The organism is Massilia brevitalea, from assembly GCF_030711405.1.
Lineage (GTDB): Bacteria > Pseudomonadota > Gammaproteobacteria > Burkholderiales > Burkholderiaceae_D > Telluria > Telluria brevitalea.
The window spans coordinates 1-23,903 of the sequence record NZ_JAULSI010000037.1 but is presented as its reverse complement, the minus strand read 5'-3'; the positions used below and the strand labels follow the sequence as shown (position 1 = coordinate 23,903).

The 23,903-nt window shown below is 66.1% G+C and carries 22 protein-coding genes and 1 pseudogene; 15 read left to right on the top strand and 8 right to left on the bottom strand.

Features of this window, described 5'->3' with window-relative positions:
* Positions 1–15: 15 nt before the first annotated feature.
* Genes QWL29_RS26820 through QWL29_RS20490 form a run of 3 tightly spaced genes read right to left on the bottom strand, consistent with a single transcriptional unit; the run spans position 16 to position 2,834 of the window.
* Complete coding sequence (locus QWL29_RS26820) at positions 16–198, bottom strand: cation-transporting P-type ATPase (RefSeq protein WP_370663722.1); 183 nt, start codon at positions 196–198, stop codon at positions 16–18.
* Positions 195–1,979: a PHA/PHB synthase family protein gene (locus QWL29_RS20495; protein WP_305824728.1), complete on the bottom strand. Its 1,785-nt coding sequence runs from the start codon at positions 1,977–1,979 to the stop codon at positions 195–197. Before QWL29_RS20495 ends, QWL29_RS26820 begins: the two co-directional genes overlap by 4 nt.
* Before the next feature lie 3 nt (positions 1,980–1,982).
* Positions 1,983–2,834: a universal stress protein gene (locus QWL29_RS20490; protein ID WP_305824727.1), complete on the bottom strand. Its 852-nt coding sequence runs from the start codon at positions 2,832–2,834 to the stop codon at positions 1,983–1,985.
* 200 nt (positions 2,835–3,034) lie between these two features.
* Between QWL29_RS20490 and QWL29_RS20485 the strand changes: the two genes are divergently transcribed.
* The 12 genes from QWL29_RS20485 (at position 3,035) to QWL29_RS20430 (ending at position 15,022) form a co-directional block, all read left to right on the top strand.
* On the top strand, positions 3,035–4,570 hold the full coding sequence (locus QWL29_RS20485) for a sensor histidine kinase (protein WP_305824726.1): 1,536 nt from the start codon (positions 3,035–3,037) through the stop codon (positions 4,568–4,570).
* Positions 4,554–4,964 (top strand): response regulator, encoded by a 411-nt coding sequence (locus QWL29_RS20480; RefSeq protein ID WP_305824725.1) that lies wholly within the window; start codon positions 4,554–4,556, stop codon positions 4,962–4,964. Before QWL29_RS20485 ends, QWL29_RS20480 begins: the two co-directional genes overlap by 17 nt.
* A 1-nt stretch (position 4,965) precedes the next feature.
* Positions 4,966–6,438 (top strand): response regulator, encoded by a 1,473-nt coding sequence (locus tag QWL29_RS20475; RefSeq protein WP_305824724.1) that lies wholly within the window; start codon positions 4,966–4,968, stop codon positions 6,436–6,438.
* Positions 6,431–7,069, top strand: coding sequence for a response regulator (locus tag QWL29_RS20470; protein WP_305824723.1), 639 nt, complete (start codon positions 6,431–6,433; stop codon positions 7,067–7,069). The genes QWL29_RS20475 and QWL29_RS20470 overlap by 8 nt, the downstream gene beginning before the upstream one ends.
* A 138-nt stretch (positions 7,070–7,207) precedes the next feature.
* On the top strand, positions 7,208–7,981 hold the full coding sequence (locus QWL29_RS20465) for a helix-turn-helix domain-containing protein (RefSeq protein ID WP_305824722.1): 774 nt from the start codon (positions 7,208–7,210) through the stop codon (positions 7,979–7,981).
* A gap of 78 nt (positions 7,982–8,059) precedes the next feature.
* Positions 8,060–8,500: an Hsp20/alpha crystallin family protein gene (locus QWL29_RS20460; RefSeq protein WP_305824721.1), complete on the top strand. Its 441-nt coding sequence runs from the start codon at positions 8,060–8,062 to the stop codon at positions 8,498–8,500.
* Positions 8,501–8,530: 30 nt separating this feature from the next.
* On the top strand, positions 8,531–9,214 hold the full coding sequence (locus QWL29_RS20455) for a nitroreductase family protein (RefSeq protein ID WP_305824720.1): 684 nt from the start codon (positions 8,531–8,533) through the stop codon (positions 9,212–9,214).
* Positions 9,211–10,251, top strand: a complete 1,041-nt coding sequence (locus QWL29_RS20450) for a zinc-dependent alcohol dehydrogenase family protein (RefSeq protein ID WP_305824719.1) — start codon at positions 9,211–9,213, stop codon at positions 10,249–10,251. The genes QWL29_RS20455 and QWL29_RS20450 overlap by 4 nt, the downstream gene beginning before the upstream one ends.
* 68 nt (positions 10,252–10,319) lie before the next feature.
* On the top strand, positions 10,320–11,048 hold the full coding sequence (locus QWL29_RS20445) for a lipid-binding SYLF domain-containing protein (RefSeq protein ID WP_305824718.1): 729 nt from the start codon (positions 10,320–10,322) through the stop codon (positions 11,046–11,048).
* 163 nt (positions 11,049–11,211) lie between these two features.
* Positions 11,212–12,570, top strand: a complete 1,359-nt coding sequence (locus tag QWL29_RS20440; RefSeq protein ID WP_305824717.1) for an MBL fold metallo-hydrolase RNA specificity domain-containing protein — start codon at positions 11,212–11,214, stop codon at positions 12,568–12,570.
* Positions 12,567–14,126, top strand: coding sequence for a thymidine phosphorylase family protein (locus QWL29_RS20435; RefSeq protein WP_305824716.1), 1,560 nt, complete (start codon positions 12,567–12,569; stop codon positions 14,124–14,126). Before QWL29_RS20440 ends, QWL29_RS20435 begins: the two co-directional genes overlap by 4 nt.
* Entirely contained in the window at positions 14,123–15,022 is a 900-nt protein-coding gene (locus tag QWL29_RS20430) for a ribose-phosphate pyrophosphokinase (RefSeq protein WP_305824715.1), read from the top strand. The genes QWL29_RS20435 and QWL29_RS20430 overlap by 4 nt, the downstream gene beginning before the upstream one ends.
* Positions 15,023–15,038: 16 nt before the next feature.
* On the opposite strand, the gene QWL29_RS20425 is transcribed toward QWL29_RS20430, so the two are convergent.
* Positions 15,039–16,712, bottom strand: a complete 1,674-nt coding sequence (locus QWL29_RS20425) for a L,D-transpeptidase family protein (RefSeq protein ID WP_305824714.1) — start codon at positions 16,710–16,712, stop codon at positions 15,039–15,041.
* A 365-nt stretch (positions 16,713–17,077) separates the two neighbouring features.
* Here QWL29_RS20425 and clpB point away from each other — a divergent pair, with 365 nt between their 5' ends.
* Both clpB and QWL29_RS20415 read left to right on the top strand, forming a co-directional pair.
* Positions 17,078–19,690: an ATP-dependent chaperone ClpB gene (clpB, locus tag QWL29_RS20420; RefSeq protein WP_305824713.1), complete on the top strand. Its 2,613-nt coding sequence runs from the start codon at positions 17,078–17,080 to the stop codon at positions 19,688–19,690.
* A 14-nt stretch (positions 19,691–19,704) separates the two neighbouring features.
* Positions 19,705–19,923, top strand: coding sequence for a hypothetical protein (locus QWL29_RS20415; protein WP_305824712.1), 219 nt, complete (start codon positions 19,705–19,707; stop codon positions 19,921–19,923).
* A 62-nt stretch (positions 19,924–19,985) separates the two neighbouring features.
* On the opposite strand, the pseudogene QWL29_RS26955 reads toward QWL29_RS20415, so the two are convergent.
* From QWL29_RS26955 to QWL29_RS20400, 3 genes and pseudogenes are all read right to left on the bottom strand, one after another.
* Positions 19,986–20,150, bottom strand: a pseudogene (locus QWL29_RS26955) (IS30 family transposase); the annotation flags it as partial.
* A gap of 103 nt (positions 20,151–20,253) precedes the next feature.
* Entirely contained in the window at positions 20,254–20,613 is a 360-nt protein-coding gene (locus tag QWL29_RS20405; RefSeq protein ID WP_305824711.1) for a universal stress protein, read from the bottom strand.
* Positions 20,614–20,768: 155 nt separating this feature from the next.
* A complete protein-coding gene (locus QWL29_RS20400; RefSeq protein WP_305824710.1) occupies positions 20,769–21,725 on the bottom strand; it encodes a putative PEP-binding protein in 957 nt (318 codons plus the stop codon).
* Positions 21,726–21,897: 172 nt separating this feature from the next.
* Here QWL29_RS20400 and QWL29_RS20395 point away from each other — a divergent pair, with 172 nt between their 5' ends.
* On the top strand, positions 21,898–22,971 hold the full coding sequence (locus QWL29_RS20395; protein ID WP_305824758.1) for a DNA-binding protein: 1,074 nt from the start codon (positions 21,898–21,900) through the stop codon (positions 22,969–22,971).
* A 130-nt stretch (positions 22,972–23,101) separates the two neighbouring features.
* Here QWL29_RS20395 and QWL29_RS20390 read toward each other — a convergent pair whose 3' ends face one another.
* Complete coding sequence (locus QWL29_RS20390) at positions 23,102–23,536, bottom strand: hypothetical protein (protein WP_305824709.1); 435 nt, start codon at positions 23,534–23,536, stop codon at positions 23,102–23,104.
* Positions 23,537–23,903 lie beyond the last annotated feature (367 nt).

Genomic DNA, 23,903 nt, shown 5'->3' with positions numbered 1-23,903 from the left:
CCGGTCCGATGCCGGTCAGCATGAGCAGGGCAGCGCCGGCCAGCCGCAGGAACGCCGGCTCGCGCGCCGCCTCGGGGCGATCGCGGCCCAGCCGCGCCGGCGGTTGTCGGGCAGGGCATTGGGACCATCGTCCGCCAGCCGGCTTGCGGCTTCGGCATCGGATAGTCCGGCGAGTGCCCGGATCTGTTCGGCGTTCATGGGACCAACACGTAGCTGCCGGGCGCCGGCGCCAGCCCGATGATGGGCGGCGGCGGTTCGACCTGCGGTCCGGCGTGCGCCGCCAGCCATGCTTCCCATGCGGGCCACCAGCTGCCTTCGTGCGCCTCGGCGCCGCGCTCCCAGCTGTCGGGGTCCACATAGGGCGCGTCATGCGCATGCGTGGCGATCTGGTAGCTGCGGCGCGGGGTTCCCGGCGGCGAGACCACCCCGGCATTGTGGCCGCCGGAGGTCAGCAGGAAAGTGACTTCCGTATCGGCAAGCGCGATGATCTTGTACACCGAGCGCCAGGGAGCCACGTGGTCGGTGCGCGTGCCCACCGCAAACACCGGCAGGTGGATGTCGGTCAGGGACACGGGGCGGCCGTCGACGTGGTAGCGCATGCTGGACAGGCTGTTCTTGAGGAAGAGCTTGCGCAGGTACTCCGAGTGCATGCGGTAGGGCATGCGGGTGGCGTCCGCATTCCATGAAGCCAGGTCATTGTCTTTCTCCGGAAGGTCGAGCAGGTACTGGCGCAGGCGGCGCGACCAGATCAGGTCATTCGAGCGTAGCAGCTGGAAGGCCCCGGCCATCTGGCGGGTGTCGAGGTAGCCCTGCTGCCACATGGCGGCTTCCAGGAACCTGACCTCGCTGTCGTCGATGAACAGGGAAAGCTCTCCCGGCTCGGTGAAATCGACCTGGGCCGCAAGCAGGGTCATGCTGGCCAGGCGCCTGTCCTTATCACGCGCCATGGCGGCCGCGGCAATCGCCAGCAGGGTCCCGCCCAGACAATAGCCGCAGGCATTCACCTGTCCTGCCCCGGTTTGTGCAACGATAGCGTCAAGCGCGGCCATGACGCCCAGGCGCCGGTAGTCTTCCAGCGACAGGTCGCGGTCGCCGGCATCGGGATTCTTCCAGGAGATCATGTAGACGGTATGCCCACGCTCGACCAGGTAGCGCACCAGTGAATTCTGTGGTGACAGGTCGAGGATGTAGTATTTCATGATCCAGGCCGGCACGAACAGCAACGGCTTCGCGTGCACTGTCGGGGTGACGGGATCGTAGCGCAGTAGTTCGATCAGCCGGTTGCTCAGCACCACCTTGCCTGGCGTCAGTGCGACGTCCCGGCCCGGCAGATAGGCCAGCGCTGGCCGTGTCCCTGACAGCGCGTTGCGTGCATCCTTCACGGCACGCAGCATGCCATGCACCAGGTTTTGCCCGCCGCTGGAAACCGTGGTCTTCTGCACCACCGGGTTGGTGGCGATGAAGTTCGAGGGCGCCACCGCGTCCAGCATCTGGCGTGCCACGAAGGTGACGACATCGGTGTGGTGGGGCGCGACGCCCGGGACGCCGCAGGTGGCGTGGTGCCACCACTGCTGGGTGAGCAGGAAGCCCTGGCTGACCACGTTCCATGGCCACGCCTGCCAGGCCGGATCGGCGAAGCGCTTGTCCTGTGCCAGCGGCTCCACGGCTCCCGCGCTCTGGCCGGCCGCGGCAGCGGCCACGTACTGCAGCCAGCGGGCGACGTTCGAACCAGCTTGCAGCGCCAGTTCGGCCTGCTTGTCGGGCGAGAGCGCTAGGTGACTGGCCCAGTCCTGCCAGGCCAGCGCCAGCGCGGCCGGCGAGACGTGCGCGGTCAGCCGGCCGAGCCAGGCATTCAGGACCAAGTCCGCCGTCGCATGCCCGGTGTACCACTCGGGCGAGGCAGCGTGGCGGCCGCCCTGCCAGGTGCTGCCCTCCCGCCGCAGTTCGCTGGCCGGGACGCCATGTTCGGCCTGTCCCATGGCTCAGTGCGCCAGCAGCAGGGGGACGGGGGCGCGCTCGAGCAGTTCCCGCGTGACGCCGCCCAGCACCCACTCGCGGTAGCGGCTGTGGCCGTATGCACCCGTGACCATCAATCCCGCGCCGCTGTCGCGTGCCAGCGCCACCAGGGCAGCGCCGTCGGTCGACCTGGTGCGTTCGCACACCACCTCGACCCGTACGCCGTGCCGCGCCAGGTAGAGCGCCATGTCGGCGCCCGGCTCCTCGCCGTGCAGGTCGGAGAGCTGGTCCGGATTGATCAGGGCGAGCTTGACGTTCTCGGCGCGCTGCAGCAGCGGCAGCGCGGCGGCGATCGCGCGCATGGCCTGCATGCTGCCGTCCCAGCCGACGACCGCGACGCCGGGAATGCTTGCCTTTTCGTAGTGCGGCGGAACCACCAGCACCGGCCTGGCCCCGCGCAGTGCGAGGAACTCCGGCAGGTGGCGCACGCGCGCCGGCAGAGCGCGCTCGGGGGCGTCGGGACGGTCCTGGCTCAGCACGACCAGGTCGGCATAGCGCGACTGCAGCAGCAGCGCATAGCGCGTGTCGTCGTCCACCATGCGCGTTTCGAGCGATGAGACGCCGAGGCGGAGCGCATCCTGGCGGAACGCCTCAAGCCGCGCATGGGCGGCGTCACGCAAGCCCTGGAAATCGGATTCCGGTTCCGGCACCGGCACCCCGGCGGAACCGGCAACCAGGGCATAGTCGAGCCAGCTGATGCCGGTGGCCGCGCTGCCGACGAGGTGGGCCCCATGGTCGTTGGCCAGCAGTGCGGCGGCACGCAGGCGGCTGTCCTGGTCAGGTCCGCCATCGATATGCACTACGATTGTCTTGTACATGTTAGATCCTTTCAGGAACCGAAGATGGGTAAGAGGTCGGCCTGCGGGCTCCGTGTCGGTCGCGGCCGAGGCTGCAAATAACTCTAGAGCTATACCGAATCAAAGTCAGATCCGCATTTGATCGAGATCAAAAAAATAGAAACTTTAAGCAAGATTGGCATATCCGCAACAGTGGCTTCGGTTATTGTCACGGAACAATTATGATGTTGCTTGCTCATATTGACATTATCTCGATCTTGAAAACCGATACCGTTTCCGAGGGCAGCCTCGGCTGGTTGCTGCGCGCAAGTCGCGACCCCATGCTGGTAAGCGACGCATCCGGCGTCATCGTGCTCGCCAATGAACCACTCTGCGCGCTGCTCGGCTGGCCTGTGGAAGAGCTCCTGGGGGAGCCCGTGGAACTGCTGGTACCGCCGGCCGCGCGCGGTCGGCACGCAGCATTGCGGCACGCATCGACCGGCGCCGCACGCGCCATGGGCGCCGGACGTTTTGATGCGTTCACCATGTCCGGGGCCAATATTCCGGTCGAGATCAGCTTGTCGCCCTTCCAGACGGAGGACGGCATGCGCCTGACACTGGCCACCGTGTACGACCTGCGCCCGCGCCTGCGCGCCGAACAGGAACTGCGCGACAGCGAGGAACGCATGCGAGCCGTGTTCGAGACGGCGGTGGACGGCATCATCACGATCGACGAAGCGGGCCGTATCGAGCGGCTGAACCGGGCCGCGGAGCGCATCTTCGGCTATGCCGAGCACGAACTGGCGGGGCGCAACATCGCCACCCTGATGCCGCCGCTGGATCGCGAACGCCACGACGGCTACCTGCGGCACTACCTGGCGACGGGCGAGCGCCGCATCCTCGGCCGCGGCCGCGAAGTGCAGGGACTGCGCAAGGACGGGCGCCGCTTTCCGATGGAGCTGGCGGTTGCCGAGATGCGCATCGGCGAGCGCAGGATGTTTACCGGCCAGGTGCGCGACATCAGTGCGCGCAAGGCTGCCGAGCTGGAAAACGCCCGGCTGCTCGACGGTCTGCGCGTCGCCAACGAGGAACTCGAAAATTTTGCCTATGTCGTGTCGCATGACCTGAAGGCGCCCCTGCGCGCCATCGGATCGCTGGCGGATTGGCTGTCGACCGACTACGGCGACCGCTTCGACGACGAGGGCAGGGAACACATGCGCCTCCTGATCGGCCGCGTGCATCGCATGGGTGCGCTGATCGACGGCATCCTGGCCTATTCGCGCGTTGGCCGCCGCGCCAGCACGCTGCAGGTGGTCGACCTGAACGAGGCGGTGGCCGAGGCTGTCGACCTGCTCGGGCCGCCGCCAGCGGTGCGTGTCGAGGTGCAGGCCGGGTTGCCGATCGTGCTGGCGGAGCCGACGCGGATCCGCCAGGTCTTCGCCAACCTTGTCTCGAACGCCATCAAGTACATGGACAAGGCCGAGGGACAGGTCACGGTCGCGTGCACCGATGCGGGCGCGGCATGGCGTTTTTCGGTGGCCGACAATGGTCCCGGCATCGAGGCCCGGCACTTCGAACGGATCTTCCAACTGTTCCAGACCCTGGCCCCGCGCGACCGCGTCGAAAGCACCGGGGTCGGGCTGGCGCTGGTGAAGAAGATCGTCGAGATAGCCGGGGGGCGCATATGGGTCGAGTCCACGCCGGGCCACGGCAGTACGTTTTTCTTTACTTATCCAAAGCTGCCGCAGGCAGCGAACACGCATGAAACTGACGAATAAACCCATCCTGCTGGTCGAGGACGACCACGTCGACGTCCTGACCACCCGCCGCGCACTGCAAGAGATCCATGTGACCAATCCACTCGCGGTATGCGAGAACGGCGAGCAGGCGATTGGCTGGCTGCGCGACGCTGCCGAGCCCCCCTGCATCATCCTGCTCGACCTGAACATGCCGATCATGAATGGCATCGAGTTCCTCCAGAGCATAAAAGGCGATGCCCGCCTTCGCCGTATCCCGGTGGTGGTGCTGACCACCTCGGATGAGCAGGAGGACAAGGTGCGCAGCTTCGACCTCGGGGTCGCGGGCTACATGGCCAAGCCGGTGGACTACCGCCGCTTCGTCGAGGTCATGCGCTCGATCGACTTGTACTGGACCATCAGCGAGATGCCCTGACATGGATCCGACCCTGATACTGTTGGTCGACGACGACCTGGTCGACCGCATGGCCTGCCGCCGCAGGCTGGCCGGAGGCACGCCGGAATTCTTCGCGGTGATCGAAGCCGAAGACGGGGAAACGGGCCTGCAGCTGGCGCGCAGCACCCAGCCGCAATGCATCCTGCTCGACCACCACCTGCCCGACCTGAGCGGACTGGACTTCCTGGCGCGGCTCCGCGCGGAGCCGGACGATACGCTGCGCCATCTCCCGGTGCTGATGCTGACCGGGGCCGACAGCGCCGCCATCGCAACCGAAGCGATGCGCCGCGGCGCCGGCGACTACCTGGTCAAGGACGGTGAAGGACGCTACCTCGACCTGCTGTCGGCGACGGTCGAGCGCTTGGTGCGCGAACGCCGCATGATGGAGGAGAAGCGCAGGGCCGAGGCCAAGTTCCGTACCTTGGTCGAGCAAATCCAGGCGATCAGCTACGTGGTGGCGCCGGAGCGCCCCGATGCGCTGGACTACATCAGTCCTCAGATCCGCGCACTCGGCTATACGGCCGAGGAATGGCTGGCCGACCCCGGCCTGCACGCGGCCTGCATGCTGCCCGAGGAGCGCGCCGGCGTGGTACAGCTGCTGCACGATACGCGGCGCCACGGCCTGCCGCTGCGGCATGAATACCGCCTGCGCGCGCGCGACGGGACCCTGCTGTGGTTCCGCGACCAGGCCGACCTCGTGCGCGACGAAGGCGGCAGACCGCTGTTCGTGCAGGGCACACTGGTGGACATCACGGTCAACAAGCTGGCCGAGCAGAGCCTGAACCAGTCGCAGGATGCCCTGCGGCGCCTCGCCGCCTACCAGGAGCGTATCCGCGAGAACGAACGGCAGCGCATTGCCCGCGAGCTTCATGATGAGCTCGGCGGTGTGCTGACCGGTATCAAGGCCTACCTGTCCGTGCTCGGCGAACGCAGCCGCCAGTCGCGCGAGGCGCCCGATCCGCTGCTCGGCGAGGCGGGCGAACTGGCACAGAACGCGATCGACACGATGCGTCGCGTGATCACGGATTTGCGCCCGAGCGTGCTCGACCAGCTCGGCATCTGGGCGGCCCTGGAATGGCAGCTCGACCAGGTCGGAAAACGTGCGGGATTGCAGTGCAGCTGCGCGATCGATCCGGTCGCCGCCATCGCACTCGATCCGGACCGCAGTACCGTGCTGTTCAGGATCGTCCAGGAAGCGCTCACCAATGTCCAGCGCCATGCACAGGCAAGCCGGGTCGCGCTGCAGGTGAGACGCGACGGCGCTGAACTCGTGCTCACCGTCGAAGACGATGGGCGTGGCGTCCACGCTTCCTCCGACGCCAATGGCTCATGGGGTATCCTCGGCATGCAGGAGCGCTCGCGCAGTGTCGGCGGCGACCTCGCCATTCTTCCGCGGCCGGGCGGCGGGACCATGGTCAGGCTGCGCTTGCCGGTCGAGGTATGCCATGCATGAGCCGATCCGGGTATTGCTGGCGGACGATCACACGATCGCCCGCAACGGGGTACGGCTCATGCTCGGCACCGCCGACGACATCGAGGTCGCGGGAGAAGCCGCCGATGCCAGGCAGGCGCTGGAGCTGGCGCGCAGCGAGCGCTTCGATGTCGCCCTGCTGGACATCACCATGCCCGGCATGAACGGGCTGGACCTGCTGCGCCACCTGCGCAGCCAGGTCCCGGCCATGGCCGCGCTCATGCTCAGCACCTATTCCGAGGAAATCTACGCGGTTCGCGCGCTCAAGCTCGGCGCCGCTGGCTACCTGACGAAGGACGTGCCGACCGGCGTGCTGGTGGACGCCGTCCGGCGCGCCGCCAGCGGGCGCCGCTACGTCAGCCCGACATTGATGGACAAGCTGGCGGCCCTGGTGAGCGGCGATGGTGGAACGGCCGGTCACGAATCCCTGTCGAACCGCGAGCTCGAGGTGCTGCGGCTGATCGCCCGGGGCGATCCGCTGGTGCAGATCAGCGAGCGCCTGCACTTGAGTCCGCAGACCGTCACGACCTACCGTGCCCGCATCCTCGAAAAGATGGGCATGGGCAGCAATGCGGAACTGACCCGCTATGCGCTGGAGAATGGCCTGATCTGAGTACTCGCCCCGAGTAGGGGAAGCCCTACAGCATGCCCTTGGGCCGGACTGACACGATACCGCCGGGATGGCCGCTGGCGGTATTCCGCCCCGCCCCGGATACTGTTTGCATCGATTGCAACAGAAGGCGGAAACAGCATGGACAGCATGACGGGAACGGGTGTGGTCGGGATCGGCCAGGCCGGCGGCCATGGCAGCAGCAGCGGTAGCGGTAGCGGCAAATGCACGACCTGCGCTTACCGTAACCTGTGCCTGCCCCCGGGACTGAGCGGGCGCCAGCTCGCTGTCGTGGAAGGGGCGCTGGGATGCCGGCGCCGGATCGCCCGCAACAGCGCCTTGTTCCGGGACGGGCAGCCGTTCGGCAACCTGTACGCGGTCCGCGTCGGCCATTTCATGACTACCCGCGCCGACCATCGTGGCGAACACTATATTACGGGCTTCCACATGGCGGGCGAACTGCTCGGGATGGACGCGATCGGCAGCGGCAGCCACGCCAGCAGCGCGATCGCGCTCGAGGACGGTGAAGTGTGCGAACTCCCTTACGCACGCCTGCAGCGCTTGCTGGTCGAATTTCCCCAGTTCATGGAGCACTTTCACCGGATCCTCAGTCAAGAGATCCAGCGCGAGCAGTCCGCCATCCGTTTCCTGGGCATCCTGCGCGCCGACGAGCGCCTTGCCAGTCTGTTGCTGAACCTGTCGTCGCGCTATGCGATGCGCGGCTTTTCGCCGCGCCGCTTCCGGCTCCGGATGGGACGCGACCATATCGCGCGCTACCTCGGTTTGACTATCGAGACCGTCAGCCGCCTGCTGGGACGGTTCCGCGAACAGGGCCTGATCGCCATTGAGCAGCGCGACGTCGAGCTCCTCGACATGCGTCGCCTGGAAGGGATTGCCGCAGGCGCGGCGAGATGACACTGCGCGCGGCCGCAGCCTGCCGATGGCGGCCGCCCGTTCACCAACCATGCATCGGCACCAGACCAGGAGAACATCATGTCCAAGCACCTCACCCATTTCGAACCCTTCGCCGACCTGATTTCCTTCGACCCGCTGCGCGGCTTCGAGGACCTGTTCCGCGAGTTGCGCCATCCCGCGCTGCTGCGCCAGGAAGCGGCGGCGTTCCGTCTCGATGTCGACGAGACCGAACAGGCCTATACCGTGAGCGCCGAGATTCCCGGCGTACGCAAGGAAGACATCAAGGTCGACATCGACGGCAACCGGGTCGCCATTACGGCCGAGCGCAAGGTCGAGCACGAAGAGAAGCAGGGCACCAGCGTGCGCAGCGAGCGCCGTTGGGGCAAGCAGTACCGCAGCTTCGTGCTGCAGGTCCCGGTCGACGAGGGCAAGGCCGAAGCGAAATACGACAATGGCGTGCTCAAGCTCGTGCTGCCGAAGAAGGCCGACGCGGGTGGGCGCCGCCTGGCGATCGCCTGATCCGGCCCGGGCGAACAAGGACGGCAGGCCATGGATACTACTGCACGGCAACCGTGGGATCGCGGGATCGACTGGGACCGGCTGGCGGGCGAAGGGTCGGGTCTCGATACCCGGACCCGGCTCGGCGTCGCGGCGCTGCTCGACACCGTGCGCCGCTTCGCCGCACCTTGCGCGTTCCAGGCGTGCGAGCCGCCGCTGCTGACCCTGTCGGAACTGCTGTGGCAGGCTGCCGGCAGCAGCGCATGGGGGATTCGCGGGGATCCGGCGGCCGCTGACGGCGCCGTCGACGTGTACGTGGCGCTGGCGTCCGGCATCTACCGCTTCCATCCCACCAGCCTGGACCTGGAAGCACTGAACGCCCGCGATGTCCGCCCGCTGCTTGTTTGCCCGGGGCAGGGCCGGTGCGCACCCATCAATCTCATCTACGTGCGCAGCGCAACGCACGGGGGGCGCCTTCCCGAGCGCGATGCGGCCGCGCTGGCCGCCCTGCGCACCGCGACCTTGTTCGAGAACGTTTCGCGCGGCTGTGCGGCCAGGGGACTGGCGACTGCGGCGCACGGAGGGCTGGACCGGCCAACGCTGGCCGCCATCCTCGGCCTGGCGTCGCACCAGGCGGTGGTGCTGACGCAGTCGGTTGGCTACGCCGCGCCGGCGATCCCGGGCCCTCGCTGGGGCAGCCTCGAATTCGAACTCATGTCTAGGAGAACACAATGAAAGCACTGGTGTACCGCGGCCCCGGCCAGCGTGCGCTGGAAGAACGCAGCAAACCGGCGATTCGCCATCCGGGAGACGCCATCGTGCGCCTGACCCGCACCACGATCTGCGGCACCGACCTGCACATCCTGAAAGGCGACGTGCCGAGCTGCGAACCGGGCACGATTCTCGGCCACGAAGGTGTCGGGGTCATCGATTCGGTCGGCGCCGCAGTGAGCGGATTCCGCCCGGGCGAGCGGGTCCTGATTTCCTGCATCACCTCCTGCGGGCGCTGCGACTACTGCCGCAAAGGAATGTATTCGCACTGCCTGGATGGCGGCTGGATCCTCGGCAATCGCATCGACGGCACCCAGGCCGAGTACGTGCGCATTCCCCATGCGGATTTCAGCCTGCACCATATCCCGGACGGCGCCGACGAGGAGGCACTGGTCATGCTCAGCGATATCCTGCCGACCGGCTTCGAATGCGGGGTCCTGAACGGCAAGGTGCGCCCGGGCGGCAGCGTCGCCATCGTCGGGTCCGGCCCGATCGGCCTGGCAGCCCTGATGACGGCGCAGTTCTACAGTCCGGCGACGCTGGTGATGATCGACCCCGACGCCAGGCGGCTGGAGCTGGCGCTGCGCTTCGGCGCCACCCATGTGCTGAAGCCTGGACGGGACGTAGCGGCGCGCGTCATGGCGCTCACCGCGGGGCGGGGCGCCGATACCGTCATCGAGGCGGTCGGGCTGCCGGCCAGCTTCGAACTATGCCAGGAGCTGGTCGGACCGGGCGGCGTGATCGCCAATGTCGGTGTCCACGGGAACAAGGTGGACCTGCACCTCCAGCGCCTGTGGTCGCACAACATCACGATCACGACGCGCCTCGTGGATACCGGGACCGTGCCTCAGCTGATGCAAGCGGTCGTATCCAACAAGATCGATGCCGAACGATTCATTACGCACCGCTTCCCCCTGGAGCGGATCGACGAGGCCTACCGCACCTTCGCCGCCGCGGCCGACACCGGGGCGCTCAAGGTGGTCGTCACCGTCAGCGATTGAGCCAGGGACGCTTCCAGCCAGCATTACTCACAACAACACAACTTTTACTCACCATGAAAGAAGACATCATGAAAACCATGCACAAGAAACTGATTCAAATGGCCGTAGTCGCAATCTGCGCCGGCGCCGCCGGCGCGGTCGCCGCGGCAGGTGCACCGGCAAAAGCCGATACCACGTCAGCTGCGGTCAAACAGGGCGCCGCCGCAAGCCAGCACGTGACCGACGCGATCGCCGTGGTCGGCAAGATCGAGGCCGAGGGGCGCCTTCACGCCGTGCTCGGCAATGCGAAAGGCATCTTCATCGTCCCTTCCTACGGGCGTGCGGCGCTCGGCGTGGGTGCGGCGGGCGGGACCGGCATCCTGCTGGTACGCCGCGCCGAAGGCGGCTGGAGCGATCCGGTGTTCTACAAGACCGGAGGGTTGAGCGTCGGGCTGCAGGCCGGGGCGGCGGGCGGGGCCATGGCGCTCATCCTGAACAACGACAAGGCCGTCAGCGAGTTTCTGAAAAAGAATAATTTCTCCATCAATGCCAAGGCTGGCCTGACCGTGGTCAACTGGAACAAGATGGTGCAAGGATCGGCCGGCACCGGCGACGTGCTTGCATGGAGCGACACCAAGGGTCTGTTCGGCGACGTCGCCACGCTGGAATTCAACGACATCCGCTACAACCAGGCAATGACGAATGCCTATTACCAGCGCTCGCTGTCGGCAAGCGATGTCATCGATGGCAAGACCGGCAACCCGCAGGCCGGTCCCCTGGTGCAGGCGCTGGTGGCTGCGGCTGCGCCAATCCGCTGAATCAAACCGCGACACTGTCCTGCCGCTTCGCTGCGGCGGGGCAGTTTGTCCAGTACAGCTCGGTCGTAACGATTTGATATAGATCAATGCTTCGAGAGTTGCTCCGCCAATAAGATGGATGCATCGGGCTCGTCTTTGCGCCCGGACAACATAAAGGCTTCATATGCGGATTCAATTTCTCGGCGGTACAGGAACCGTCACCGGGTCGAAATACCTGCTCGCCAGCGAGCATGCCTCCATCCTCCTCGATTGCGGGCTATTCCAGGGATACAAACAGCTGCGCCTGCGTAACTGGGCCCCCCTGCCGTTCGATCCGGCACAGCTGGACGCCGTGGTTTTGACTCATGCCCACCTCGACCACAGCGGTTACCTGCCCCTGCTGGTCAAGGAAGGCTTCCGCGGCAGGATACTGTGCACCGAAGCGACCGCCGACCTGTGCCGGATCCTGCTGCCCGACAGCGGGCACCTGCAGGAAGAAGACGCCGCCTTCGCCAACCGCCACGGTTACAGCCAGCACAGCCCGGCCCTGCCGCTGTATACGGAAGAGGACGCGCGCGCCTGCCTGCGGCAGTTCGCCCCGGTTCCCTTCGATACGCATGTGCCGGTCGCGCCGGGCCTGGGTGCGAAGTTCAGTCGCGCCGGGCACATCCTGGGCGCCGCCATCGTGGCAATCGACGACGGCAGTCGACGCATTACTTTTTCGGGCGACCTGGGCCGCTCGGACGATCCCGTCATGGTGGCGCCGGCGCCGCTCGAAGCGAGCGACTACGTGGTGGTCGAGTCCACCTACGGCGACCGCCTGCACGAGCGCAGCGACCCGCTGCTGGAACTCGGCGCGGTGATTCGCGACACGGCCGCGCGCGGCGGCGTCGTGGTGATCCCGGCCTTCGCGGTCGGCCGGGCGCAGAACCTGCTGTACGCCATGCACCAGCTCAAGCAGTCCGGGGCGATCCCGGCGTACCTGCCGGTCTTCCTCGACAGTCCGATGGCCAGGGACGCTACCGCGATCTATCGCAAGCACCGCCAGGATCACCGCCTAAGCGGCGAGCAATGCGAGGCGATGTGCCATGCCGCCACCATCATCAATACGGTCGAGGAATCGAAGGAGCTGGACCGCAGGCAGAGCCCCAAGGTGATCATCTCCGCCAGCGGCATGGCGACCGGAGGGCGTGTGCTGCACCACATCAAGGCTTTTGCGGACGATCACCGCAATACCATCCTGTTTGCCGGCTACCAGGCCGGTGGCACGCGCGGCGCGGCGCTGGTGGGCGGGGCCGACACGGTGCGCATCCACGGGCAGCCCGTGCGCATCCGCGCGCAGGTCGCATGCGTCGACAACCTGTCGGCGCATGCCGACAGTGACGACATCATGGCCTGGCTCGGCGCGCTCGGCAAGGCGCCCCGGCGCACCTTCGTCACCCACGGAGAACCCGCCGCGTCGGAAGCCTTGCGCAGCAGGATCAAGCACGAACTGAAGTGGGATTGCCTGGTGCCTGAACACCTGCAGGAGCTGCGCCTGTGAGCGCCGGCAACGCCGCCGGAGCGCCACAGGCGCCCGCCATGCCGGACCGGCCCGGTGCTTTCGGTGCGGCGCTGCGCCGGATGGGAATCGACAGCGGCCATACCGCGCTGCTGTACGTCGCCTCCGACAGCGCGGCCTGCACGGTGCACGGCTTCGTCACCGGCAGCAAGGCCGAAGTCGTGGCCGGCGAAAGCTCGGTGATCGCTCAGGTGAACGTCGTGACGCCGGGCCTGCTGCGCGCTGGCGAAGCGGCCCTGTCGGAAGCCGCCTGGGCGCGGCTTGGCGCCCCCGAAGGGGCATCGGTGCACATCGCCGCAGCGCCGCCGGCGCGCTCGTTCGCGCTGGTGCGCTCGAAGATCTACGGACAGGCACTCGACCGCGAGGACGCCAGCGCCATCGTCGGGGAGATCGCCCGCGGGCTGTACGCCGACATCGAGATCGCCAGTTTCATCACCGCCTGCGCCGGCCAGCGCCTGAACGTGGACGAAGTGGCAGCCCTCACGGAGGGAATGGTGCAGGCGGGCAGCCGCCTGGCCTGGCCGCGCACGCCGGTCGCCGACAAGCACTGCGTGGGCGGCCTGCCCGGCAACCGTACCACGCTGGTGGTGGTTCCGATCGTGGCCGCCTGCGGCCTGTTGATCCCGAAGACCTCGTCGCGCGCGATTACCTCGCCGGCCGGCACCGCCGACGCCATGGAGACGTTGGCGCCGGTCACGCTCGGCATTGCGCAGATGCGGCGCGTGGTGGAGCGGGAGGGGGGCTGCATCGTGTGGGGAGGGGCCGTCAGGCTCAGTCCCGCCGACGACATCCTGATCCGCGTCGCGCGTCCGCTCGATTTCGACGGCGAAGCCTCGCTGGTGTCGTCCGTGCTTTCCAAGAAGATCGCGGCCGGCTCCAGCCACGTGCTGATCGACATCCCGGTCGGGCCGAGCGCCAAAGTGCGCACGCCGGGCGCGGCCGCCGCGCTGGCCCGACTGTTCCACAGCGTCGCCCCGATGTTCGGGCTTACCGTCAGGACCGTCGAAACCGACGGCCGCCAGCCGGTCGGCAGCGGTATCGGACCGGCACTGGAAGCGCGTGATGCACTCGCGGTCCTGCGCCGGGCTCCGGATGCGCCGGCTGACCTGCGCGCACGTGCGCTGATGCTGGCGGGCCAGGTACTGGAACTGGGCGGGAAAGCCGCGCCGGGCGCCGGCCTGGCGATGGCAAGGGACGTGCTCGACAGCGGCGCGGCATGCCGCAAGTTCGAAGCGATCTGCGAGGCCCAGGGCGGGCTGCGCACGCCTCCGGTGGCGGCCTTCCGCCAGGAGCTGTGCGCGGCGCGCGCCGGCCGGGTCGTCGCTATCGACAACCGCCGCCTGGCCCGTATCGCCAAGCTGGCGGGCGCGCCGCTGGAAGCCGCAGCCGGCGTCCTGTTCCAGGCGCCGCTCGGCACCACGGTCAGCCGTGGACAGCCGCTGCTGACCGTCCACGCGGCGTCTCCCGGAGCGCTGGCGCGCGCGATGGAGTATGTCCGCATGCACGAGGACATCGTGGCCATCGGGGAGGAAGCATGAAGCCGCTACTGTTCGCGCTGCCGGGCAACGAAGCGATGGCGGCGGCACTCTGCCGCGCCGGCGGCTTCGAGGCGGGCCGTTGGGAATTGCGCTCTTTCCCCGACGGTGAGAGCCACGTGCGCTTCCTGTCGGAGGTCGGCGGGCGAGAGGTCGTCCTGGTGTGCAGCCTCGACCGGCCGGACGACAAGGTGGTCCGGCTCTACCTTGCAGCTTGGGTGGCGCGTGAACTGGGCGCGGCACGGGTCGGCCTGGTCGCGCCTTACCTGGCCTACATGCGCCAGGATGCGCGCTTCCATCCGGGCGAAGGCGTCACGGCGAAGCACTTCGCACGCCTCTTGTCCTCCGCCGTGGATTGGCTGGTGACCGTCGATCCGCACCTGCACCGGATCGCCAGCCTGGACCAGGTCTACAGCATTCCCGCCCGCGTCGTGCCTGCCGCGCCCGAACTGGCCCGCTGGATCGGTGCCCGCGTGCCGCGGCCGGTGCTGGTCGGCCCGGACGAGGAGAGCGCGCAATGGGTCGCCGAGGTCGCCGCCGTCATCGGCTGCCCCTGGATCACCCTGCGCAAGGACAGGCACGGCGACCGCGAGGTGACGGTGTCGGTTCCCCAGATGGGACCGTGGCGGGTCTGCACCCCTGTGCTGGTCGACGATATTGCTTCCACCGGCAGGACCCTGGTTGCGGCAGTGGCCCGTATCCGCGATGCCGGGATGGGTACGCCCGTGTGCGTCGTCGTGCATCCGCTGTTCGCAGGGGACGCCTACCAGGCGCTGCTGGGCGCCGGGGTCGAGAAAATCATCGGGACCAACACCGTCGCCCATCCCAGCGGCGTGATCGACATGGCCGAGGCGATCTGCTCAGCGGCGGGTGAACTGCTCGCGGCCGGCGCAGCGTGAACCAGGGGCCGGCTGTCTACTGCAGGCCCAGGCGAGCGATCAGGGCCTGGTCGCGACCGTAGATGTCCTGGGCGAACAGCGCGCGGCCGTGGTGGTCGGCCAGCGCGGTGGCGTAGAACAGCACCACCGGTACCGGCTGGCGCAGGCTGACGGTACGGTTTTTCCCGTCCGACATGGCCGCAGCGACGCTCGCCGCGCCCCAGCGCTGTGGATCGTCGAGCACGAACTGCGCCAGCTCGGCCGGTTGCTCGACGCGGATGCAACCATGGCTCAGGTCGCGGCGGCTGCGCTTGAACAGCTCCTTCGAGGAGGTCGAATGGAGATAGATATTCATCGGGTTGGGCATGGCAAACTTGACTTCGCCGAGCACGTTACGGGCGCCGGGGCGCTGCCTGACCCTGGCCCCTCCACTACGGAGGGCAGCCAGCGCCGCGCTGGGCGCGAGATCGAGCACGCGCCCATCCGCGCCGACCACTTCCATGTCGTTCTGCTGCAGGTAAGCAGGGTTGCGCGCGAGCTTCGGGACGATTTCCCCTGCCTGGATGCTGGGCGGGACGTTCCAATAGGGATTGAATTCGAGATAGCGCATCCGGCCGATGAACAGCGGCGTCTGGGTCCTGGCTGCCGTGCCGACGATGACCCGCATCTCCAGCGCAGGGGTGGAAAAATTGTCGCGGGCGTCGAAGGCCCACAGCCGGTAGGTGGGCACGTTCACCGCGACGACGCGGCCGCTGGACGGCGGCGGCACCCAGCGCAGGCGTTCCAGCGTGAGCGCGAGTTGCGCCACGCGCCGGCTGACGGGTACCGACAGGGCCGCAAGGGTTCCCGAACCGAGCAGGCCGTCCTCGAGCAGGCCATGGCGCGCCTGGAAGCGCCGGACCGCCGACGAGAGGGCGGGGGTATAGATGCCGTCGTCGGCCTCCGGCTCGTCGGCGCCGAGGTCGCCCAGCAGGCGCAGGCGTTCCCGCAGCAGGGCTGCGCCATCGTAGGGTTCACCGGGCCGGACGGGGTTACGGCCCGGAGACGGCAACGCGGCCCAGGCCTGAGCTGCGCGCGCCAGAGCCCGGTAGTGGGCCAGTACAGACTTGACCCTGCCGTATAGGGGAATGGCCGGCGCCGCGGCCTCGACCGCCTCTTCGAGGCCGCCTTCGTCCAGCGCCTGGCGTAGCTGCGCCACAGGATCGAAGCGGCTGTCGGCGCCCGCGGGCTGCCGGTAAGCGGAGGCGACCCGGCCGAAGTGGATGTCGGCGAGGTACTGCAGCATTGCCGTGCTGAGCGCGCGGTCGAATTCCTCCGCCAGGGCAAGGTCGTGCAGGTTCTCCAGGCGACGCTCGAGGCTGTCCACCCCGTAGCGGCCCGGGTCGAGGCCGTGCTCGGGAGCCTTGCGCAGCAGGCGCAGGGCCAGGCGTGCGCGCTCCGGACCTTCGGCGAGCCAGAGGAGGGTGCTCTGCCCGCCGTACAGCCGCGGGACCAGCTCCCTCGCATCGACGGTGGGGCGCATGTCGACCGCTGTCATCGGACTGGGTGTGGCCAGGGTCCCGGATGAAGCCGTGCTGCTGCCTGCGCATGCCAGGAGGACGACGAAAGACAGGAGGGTGGCAGTCCTGCAGCTGGCGAGGGCGGCGCGGCGGCCGTGAAGCTGGATATGCATGAAGTCGAGACGCTGGCGCGGGTCCGTGATGGGAAACATTGGTAACGCCGCAACGATACGTTTTCTCCTGCAGACGAGTCATTGACTCAGATCAAATTGAGTAGCTTCAGTGCCGCGAGGCGCTACATCATGCATGGCGCGAGCGAAGAACAATTTTTTGGATGAGTATTTTGATGTGGATCAAGCAACCCTCGTGACATCATGGTCGAGGAAGCTTAGCGTGGACGCCATGGGATGGATGCATCACCGAATACCTTCTTTATCGTGGAGTAGACCATGCGGCAAGATNATGAGTATTTTGATGTGGATCAAGCAACCCTCGTGACATCATGGTCGAGGAAGCTTAGCGTGGACGCCATGGGATGGATGCATCACCGAATACCTTCTTTATCGTGGAGTAGACCATGCGGCAAGATAAATTGACGACCAAGCTCCAGGAAGCGCTGGCGGATGCCCAGAGCCTGGCGGTCGGCAACGATAACCAATACATCGAAGCGGTCCACCTGCTCACCGCCCTGTTGAACCAGGACGACGGCGGCGCGCGTTCGCTCCTCCAGCGCGCCGGCGTGAACGTCGGGGGGCTGAGCAATGCCTTGAAGAGCGCGATCGAGCGCTCGCCCAAGGTCTCCGGCACCGGCGGCGAGGTGCTGCCCGGACGCGACCTGGTCGCCTTGCTGAACCTGGCCGACCGCGAATCGCAAAAGCGCGGCGACCAGTTCCTGTCGAGCGAGATGGTGCTGCTGGCGCTGGCCGAAGACAAGTCCGAGGCCGGCCGCCTGGCGCGCGAACACGGCCTGGGGCGCAAGTCGCTCGAGGCCGCGATTTCCGCCGTGCGCGGCGGCGAATCCGTGAATTCGCAGGACGCCGAAGGCCAGCGCGAAGCGCTGAAAAAATACACGCTGGACCTGACCGAGCGCGCCCGGATGGGCAAGCTCGACCCCGTGATCGGCCGCGACGACGAGATCCGCCGCGCGATCCAGGTGCTGCAGCGCCGCACCAAGAACAACCCGGTGCTGATCGGCGAGCCGGGCGTCGGCAAGACCGCGATCGTCGAGGGCCTGGCCCAGCGCATCGTGAACGGCGAAGTGCCCGATTCCCTCAAGGGCAAGCGCGTGCTCTCGCTCGACATGGCGGCGCTGCTGGCCGGCGCCAAGTACCGCGGCGAATTCGAGGAACGCCTGAAGGCTGTGCTGAAGGAGCTGGCCCAGGACGAGGGCCAGACCATCGTCTTCATCGACGAGATCCACACCATGGTCGGCGCCGGCAAGGCCGAAGGCGCGATGGACGCCGGCAACATGCTGAAGCCGGCCCTGGCGAGGGGCGAATTGCACTGCGTCGGCGCCACCACGCTCGACGAATACCGCAAGTACGTCGAGAAGGACGCCGCGCTCGAGCGCCGCTTCCAGAAGATCATGGTCGACGAGCCGAGCGTGGAGGCGACCATCGCCATCCTGCGCGGGCTGCAGGAAAAATACGAGCTGCACCACAAGGTCGAGATCACCGACCCCGCGATCATCACCGCGGCCGAGCTCTCGCACCGCTACATCAGCGACCGCTTCCTGCCCGACAAGGCGATCGACCTGATCGACGAAGCCGCTTCGAAGATCAAGATCGAGATCGACTCCAAGCCGGAAGTGATGGACAGGCTCGAGCGCCGCCTGATCCAGCTGAAGATCGAGCGCGAAGCCGTGAAGAAGGAAACCGACGAGGCCTCGCTGCGCCGCCTGGAGCTGATCGGCGACGAGATCGCGCGCCTCGAGCGCGAGTACAACGATTACGAGGAGATCCTCAAGGCGGAAAAGGCGGCGGTGCAGGGCACCACCCACATCAAGGAAGAGATCGAGCGCATCCGCCACCAGATGGAGGAAGCCAAGCGCCAGTCGAACTGGCAGAAGGTCTCGGAACTGCAGTATGGCCGCCTGCCGGAACTCGAAGCGCAGCTGAAGCATGCCGAGGAAGCGGCCGCAGGCAAGGACGGCGAAGTGGAAAAGCCCAAGCTGCTGCGCACCCAGGTCGGCGCCGAGGAAATCGCCGAAGTGGTCTCGCGCGCGACCGGCATTCCGGTCTCGCGCATGATGCAGGGCGAGCGCGACAAGCTGCTGCACATCGAGGAGAAGCTGCATGAGCGCGTGGTCGGCCAGGACGAGGCGATCGAGGCCGTGTCGGACGCGATCCGCCGTTCGCGCGCCGGCCTGGCGGACCCGAACCGTCCGTACGGCTCCTTCATGTTCCTGGGCCCGACGGGCGTGGGCAAGACGGAATTGTGCAAGGCCCTGGCCGCCTTCCTGTTCGATACCGAGGAAGCCCTGATCCGCATCGACATGAGCGAATTCATGGAGAAGCATTCGGTCGCCCGCCTGATCGGCGCGCCGCCGGGCTATGTCGGCTACGAGGAGGGCGGTTACCTGACCGAGGCGGTGCGGCGCAAGCCCTACAGCGTCATCCTCCTGGATGAAATCGAGAAGGCGCACCCGGACGTCTTCAACGTGCTGCTGCAGGCGCTCGACGATGGCCGCATGACCGATGGCCAGGGCCGCACGGTGGACTTCAAGAACACCGTGATCGTGATGACCTCGAACCTGGGTTCGAACAAGATCCAGTCGATGGACACCGACGAGCCGGCGGTCGTGAAGCTGGCCGTGATGGCCGAGGTGCGCGGACACTTCCGCCCCGAGTTCATCAACCGTATCGACGAGATCGTGGTCTTCCACGCCCTGGACGAGCGCAACATCGGCGACATCGCCCGGATCCAGCTGCGCAACCTCGAAGCGCGCCTGGAAAAGATGGAAATGAAGCTCGACATCGACGACGCGGCCCTGCAGAAGATCGCCGAGGCCGGCTTCGATCCGGTGTATGGCGCGCGCCCGCTCAAGCGCGCGATCCAGCAACAGATCGAGAATCCGCTGTCGAAGGCGATCCTGGTTGGGCGCTTCGGGCCGAAGGATACGATCCCGGTGCGCGTGCGTGGCGAAGAACTGGTGTTCGGGCAGGCGGCCGAGCTGGCGAGCGCTGCGTGAGCAGGAGCACATCCGTGACCGCCTTCGCCATCGCAGAGTGCCAGTCAGCAGCGCTGCAGGATGTCCAGACCCTGGACGAACTGTTTGCGTGGCGGGTCCGCCAGAGCCCCCTGGCGCCGGCCTACCTCTCCTACGACATGGCCGCGCAGGACTGGCGTTCCGTCCAGCGCGTATCGGCGGTGTCTCGGCGGCCCTCGCGGCCCTCGGCTTGCCCAGTGGCGCCCGGATTGTGATCCTGCTGCCGAACGGGATCGATGCAGTCAGCGTGGACCAGGCCGCGCGTCTGCATCGATCCCTCAGGCATAGCACTTACTTCCCGGATCAGTGCACTCACCACACTATCGGTGTCCTTCCCGTCGAGTTTCACGAGCGCCACATATCGAGAACGGCGCTCGACCAATGTAGCGATATGGGTATTCTTCGCGCCGGAAAGTAGATCACCTTCCCAGTACCCCGGAATAGTCCCTTGGCAAGCGCCTGGCGAGCTAGCTTGTTCGGGCGCTATTTGACCAGTGTGACGGGCACCTCGGCCAGGCGCACCACCTGCGTGGCGACGGAACCGATCACGAGATTCGCCAGCGCTCCCGGCCGCGCGTTCCCATGACGATCGCGTCGCAGGCGGCCTCGCGCGCCTGGGCCGCGATCTCGGGCGCGGGCTCGCCGAATCGGCAATGCAGGGTGTACCCGACGCCGGCCTGGTCGAGGATCGCGATGGCGGGCTGCAGCGCCTGCGCCGCTTGGGGCGGGAAGCGCTCGTCGAGCCGCGCTGCGGAGAAGGCTTCCGACAGCGCGATCGGCGTCATGGGCTCGATGACGTGGATCAGCTGGAGCTCGGCCGCCGCCGGCCCGGCCACGGCGACGGCATGCCGGACGGCCCGCAGTGCGCTCTCCGAGCCGTCGCATGGAACAAGGATTCTTTTCATGTCGTGCTCCCGGTTGCCGGCCGCGTTCGCAACGCGTCCGCTCGTTCGGCGTTAGATGCATGCGGGCGCTATAAGTGCCGCGTTCCCTTCGTGCCGCGTTCCCTTCGCCCTGCGATCGGCACCCGCCCGCTCCGGCTGTGCCGGCCGGGCGCGCATCATCCCGCTGGCGTACGCGGCGCGAACCCGAGCCCGCGCTCGACCTCGACCAGGTTGCGTACCGTCGCCACCACCGAATCGGGATTCAGGCTGATCGAGTCGATGCCCTGTTCCACCAGGTAGCGCGCCACTTCCGGATAATCGGACGGCGCCTGGCCGCAGATGCCGACGTGGCGGCCATTGCGTTTCGCGCCGATGATGGCCTGGCGCAGCATCTCGAGCACGCTGGGGTCGCGTTCGTCGAAGTCGAAGGCGACGATCTCGGAATCGCGGTCCACGCCCAGCACCAGCTCGGTCAGTTCGTTCGAGCCGATCGAAAAGCCGTCGAAGAGGGCGGCCAAGGCGTCGATCTGGATGACGTTGTTCGGGATTTCGCACATCACGTAGATCTCGAGTCCGTCCCTGCCGCGCTCGAGTCCCTGGCCCGCCATCGCGGACAGCACCGCGCGCGCTTCCTGCACGCGCCGGCAGAAGGGGACCATCAGGCGCAGGTTCGAGAGGCCCATCTCCGCCCGCACGCGGCGCATGGCGCTGCACTCGAGCGCGAAGCCGTCGGCGTAGGCCGGGTGGGCGTAGCGCGCGGCGCCGCGAAAGCCGATCATCGGGTTGTCCTCGCGCGGCTCGAAGTCCGCGCCGCCGAGCAGGCTGGCGTACTCGTTGGTCTTGAAGTCGGACATGCGCACGATCACCGGTTTCGGCCAGAAGGCCGCGTCGATGGTCCCGACGCCTTCGGAGAGCTCGCGCACGAAATAATCCGCTGGCGAGACGTAGCCTCGGGTGCGCCGGTCGATCTCGGCGCGGGCGGCGGGATCGGCGACCCGCTCCGGGTGGGCCAGCGCCATCGGGTGGACGCGGATGTGCTCGGCGACGATGAATTCCATGCGCGCCAGGCCGACGCCGTCGTTCGGCAGGAAGCGCGTGCGAAAGGCCGTGTCCGGATTGCCGATGTTGGCCATATGGCGACGTTGGTTGACAAGAAGCAATCACTTTTCCCGGTCCAAACACGAAGTGAAAGATATGGCAACTCGGCGTTATCCGACATTATAGAAGTAATGTCATATTTTCGGAGCAGGGGGCCAGTTTTACTACGTTATACGTAGTATTACAGGAAAAAGAAAGGTGGCCTACATGCTCGGAAATACTCACACCACAGCCTCAATGCAAGAAGACATCGATTGCCTGCGTGATCGGTTTCCTCGCACCGCGGATCTCTACAGGGAAGCTTGTGCTGTCATGTTCTTCAGATACGGCGTGACTCCAACAACGAACGCCCTATACCAGCTAGTCCGGAAAGGGAACATGTCTGTCCCAGCTGAAGCATTGAAAGGGTTCTGGAGCGATTTGCGCAAACGGGCGAGGGTTGACCTTCAGCACGCCGACTTGCCAGATCAGGTAAAGCACTCGGCCGGCCAGCTGATCGCTGAGATTTGGTCGCTGGCCCAAAAGGCTGCTGACGAGTCGATCACTGTATTGCGCCACAGCGCAACGGTAGAACGCGACGCTGCACTGGCCGAAAAGGCCCGTCTGGAAGATGACATTGCTCAACTGGCTGCCCAGCTCGAGAACGGCCGCGATCAAATGGCATCAGCTAAGGGGACGATCGTAAAACAGCGGGAAGAACTTGGCGCGGTAGCAGCAGCCCAGCAAGAAACGGACTTAAGACTGAGCGAGGCTAGAGCGGACATTGAAACGTTGCGCGACCAGCTCAGTTCGATGTTAAGAGAGCGCGCGGCGGAGAACGAGAAATTAACCGACCGAATCCTTCATGCTGAGCAGCGTTACACCGATTTGGCGAAAAGAACCCTAGTTGACCTGGACAGAGAGCGAACTGCGGCGACTAAACTGCAGAAGCAACTCGACGCCGAGCGCCGGACGTCCGCGTCCCGCATTGAGGAAATCCAGTCCGAGGCACAGCGGGCTCAGTTCCAGCTTGCCCGACAAGGCCAAGAGCTCGGCGCCTATATGACCAAGGCGGAACTACTTGCCGACGAGCGAGACCGAGCGGCTAGCCAGACCATGAGAGCCGCACTCCAGTGCGGGGAACTGGAGAGCCAGCTCGCTGCAGAGCGAGCAAAGGTTGCCGAGTTGCGTGGACAACTCGAGCGATTCGCCAGCACATCGAAACCAAGCAGGCGGGCGCCGCGCTCGACGCCTACAGTCCCTCGCCAGCCGCGTCGTCCCGGCAGCAAACAAGACGAATAGATTGGTAGCGTCGAACGAAGTTCGATACCGATCGAGACAGCAAACTGTCGGCCAACTCGGAGCAAGTCGTGCAGCGTTTGCTCTCGGAACTTGCGCACTTGAGGTGTAATTCCGAGCGCTCTAGACGAGCTCAGGCTGCTTCTCGTTTTGGTCGAGCCCTGTAAATCGACTTCATCTTCTGCTTCGCTTCTTCTCGCGTCAGGCCAACGGCTTCACCGGCATCAGTGAAGTAGACAGGTATCTCGACATCATCTTCGACATATAGCCGAATATTCAACACCGATGTCCAGCGCCAGGTATTGACCCTCTCCCTGCGGTAAGGCTCAAGTAGCGAAATCTCAACAATTTTAAGTGACTTGTTGCCGCTGCAAGTGCGGCAGAACTGTAGTACGTCGCGAGGATCCCAGAGGATCGTCGTCTGATGGACCCAGTGGCGCCCTTCCTTAAATGCGTAGTTGATGAACACGTAGAGCATACCTAGGCTTAGCGTAGCTGCACGCCAGGTCGCGATCCCTGGCCCCATTGAGAACATGGGTGCTTCATGTGCTTTGTCCGTAGTAATCACTTGAATGCCTCTGTAGCACGAAATGAACACTATAGATTGTAGTCCTAAAGTGTTCGCCATGAGTACATCGTGCATTTTGTGCGGAGGTGCTCGTGGGGTTGCTCAAACAATTTGGAACAGGACTGCAGAAGGCGAGGAAGAGTCGAGGTCTGACACAAGAGGATTTTTCGGTAGTCTCGAGTCGAACCTATCTCAGCAGGAAGACAGGGGGCAGAGTTCTACAAGACAATGTGGGACACAATACGAACGCGGGGTTTCTGGCAAGGCCAGGCATGGAACCGGCGTAAAGATGGAGCTCACTTCGCCGAAGACATTACGGTCACAATGTAGTGGTCAAGTAATTTCGGACACGACGATAAGTTCTTTC

Excerpts from the sequence above, each read along its gene's own strand:
- QWL29_RS26820 (WP_370663722.1), bottom strand. The coding sequence starts at position 198 with ATGAACGCCGAACAGATCCGGGCACTCGCCGGACTATCCGATGCCGAA.
- QWL29_RS20495 (WP_305824728.1), bottom strand. The coding sequence starts at position 1,979 with ATGGGACAGGCCGAACATGGCGTCCCGGCCAGCGAACTGCGGCGGGAG.
- QWL29_RS20490 (WP_305824727.1), bottom strand. The coding sequence starts at position 2,834 with ATGTACAAGACAATCGTAGTGCATATCGATGGCGGACCTGACCAGGAC.
- QWL29_RS20485 (WP_305824726.1), top strand. The coding sequence starts at position 3,035 with ATGATGTTGCTTGCTCATATTGACATTATCTCGATCTTGAAAACCGAT.
- QWL29_RS20480 (WP_305824725.1), top strand. The coding sequence starts at position 4,554 with ATGAAACTGACGAATAAACCCATCCTGCTGGTCGAGGACGACCACGTC.
- QWL29_RS20475 (WP_305824724.1), top strand. The coding sequence starts at position 4,966 with ATGGATCCGACCCTGATACTGTTGGTCGACGACGACCTGGTCGACCGC.
- QWL29_RS20470 (WP_305824723.1), top strand. The coding sequence starts at position 6,431 with ATGCATGAGCCGATCCGGGTATTGCTGGCGGACGATCACACGATCGCC.
- QWL29_RS20465 (WP_305824722.1), top strand. The coding sequence starts at position 7,208 with ATGGACAGCATGACGGGAACGGGTGTGGTCGGGATCGGCCAGGCCGGC.
- QWL29_RS20460 (WP_305824721.1), top strand. The coding sequence starts at position 8,060 with ATGTCCAAGCACCTCACCCATTTCGAACCCTTCGCCGACCTGATTTCC.
- QWL29_RS20455 (WP_305824720.1), top strand. The coding sequence starts at position 8,531 with ATGGATACTACTGCACGGCAACCGTGGGATCGCGGGATCGACTGGGAC.
- QWL29_RS20450 (WP_305824719.1), top strand. The coding sequence starts at position 9,211 with ATGAAAGCACTGGTGTACCGCGGCCCCGGCCAGCGTGCGCTGGAAGAA.
- QWL29_RS20445 (WP_305824718.1), top strand. The coding sequence starts at position 10,320 with ATGAAAACCATGCACAAGAAACTGATTCAAATGGCCGTAGTCGCAATC.
- QWL29_RS20440 (WP_305824717.1), top strand. The coding sequence starts at position 11,212 with ATGCGGATTCAATTTCTCGGCGGTACAGGAACCGTCACCGGGTCGAAA.
- QWL29_RS20430 (WP_305824715.1), top strand. The coding sequence starts at position 14,123 with ATGAAGCCGCTACTGTTCGCGCTGCCGGGCAACGAAGCGATGGCGGCG.
- QWL29_RS20425 (WP_305824714.1), bottom strand. The coding sequence starts at position 16,712 with ATGTTTCCCATCACGGACCCGCGCCAGCGTCTCGACTTCATGCATATC.
- clpB (WP_305824713.1), top strand. The coding sequence starts at position 17,078 with ATGCGGCAAGATAAATTGACGACCAAGCTCCAGGAAGCGCTGGCGGAT.
- QWL29_RS20405 (WP_305824711.1), bottom strand. The coding sequence starts at position 20,613 with ATGAAAAGAATCCTTGTTCCATGCGACGGCTCGGAGAGCGCACTGCGG.
- QWL29_RS20400 (WP_305824710.1), bottom strand. The coding sequence starts at position 21,725 with ATGGCCAACATCGGCAATCCGGACACGGCCTTTCGCACGCGCTTCCTG.
- QWL29_RS20395 (WP_305824758.1), top strand. The coding sequence starts at position 21,898 with ATGCTCGGAAATACTCACACCACAGCCTCAATGCAAGAAGACATCGAT.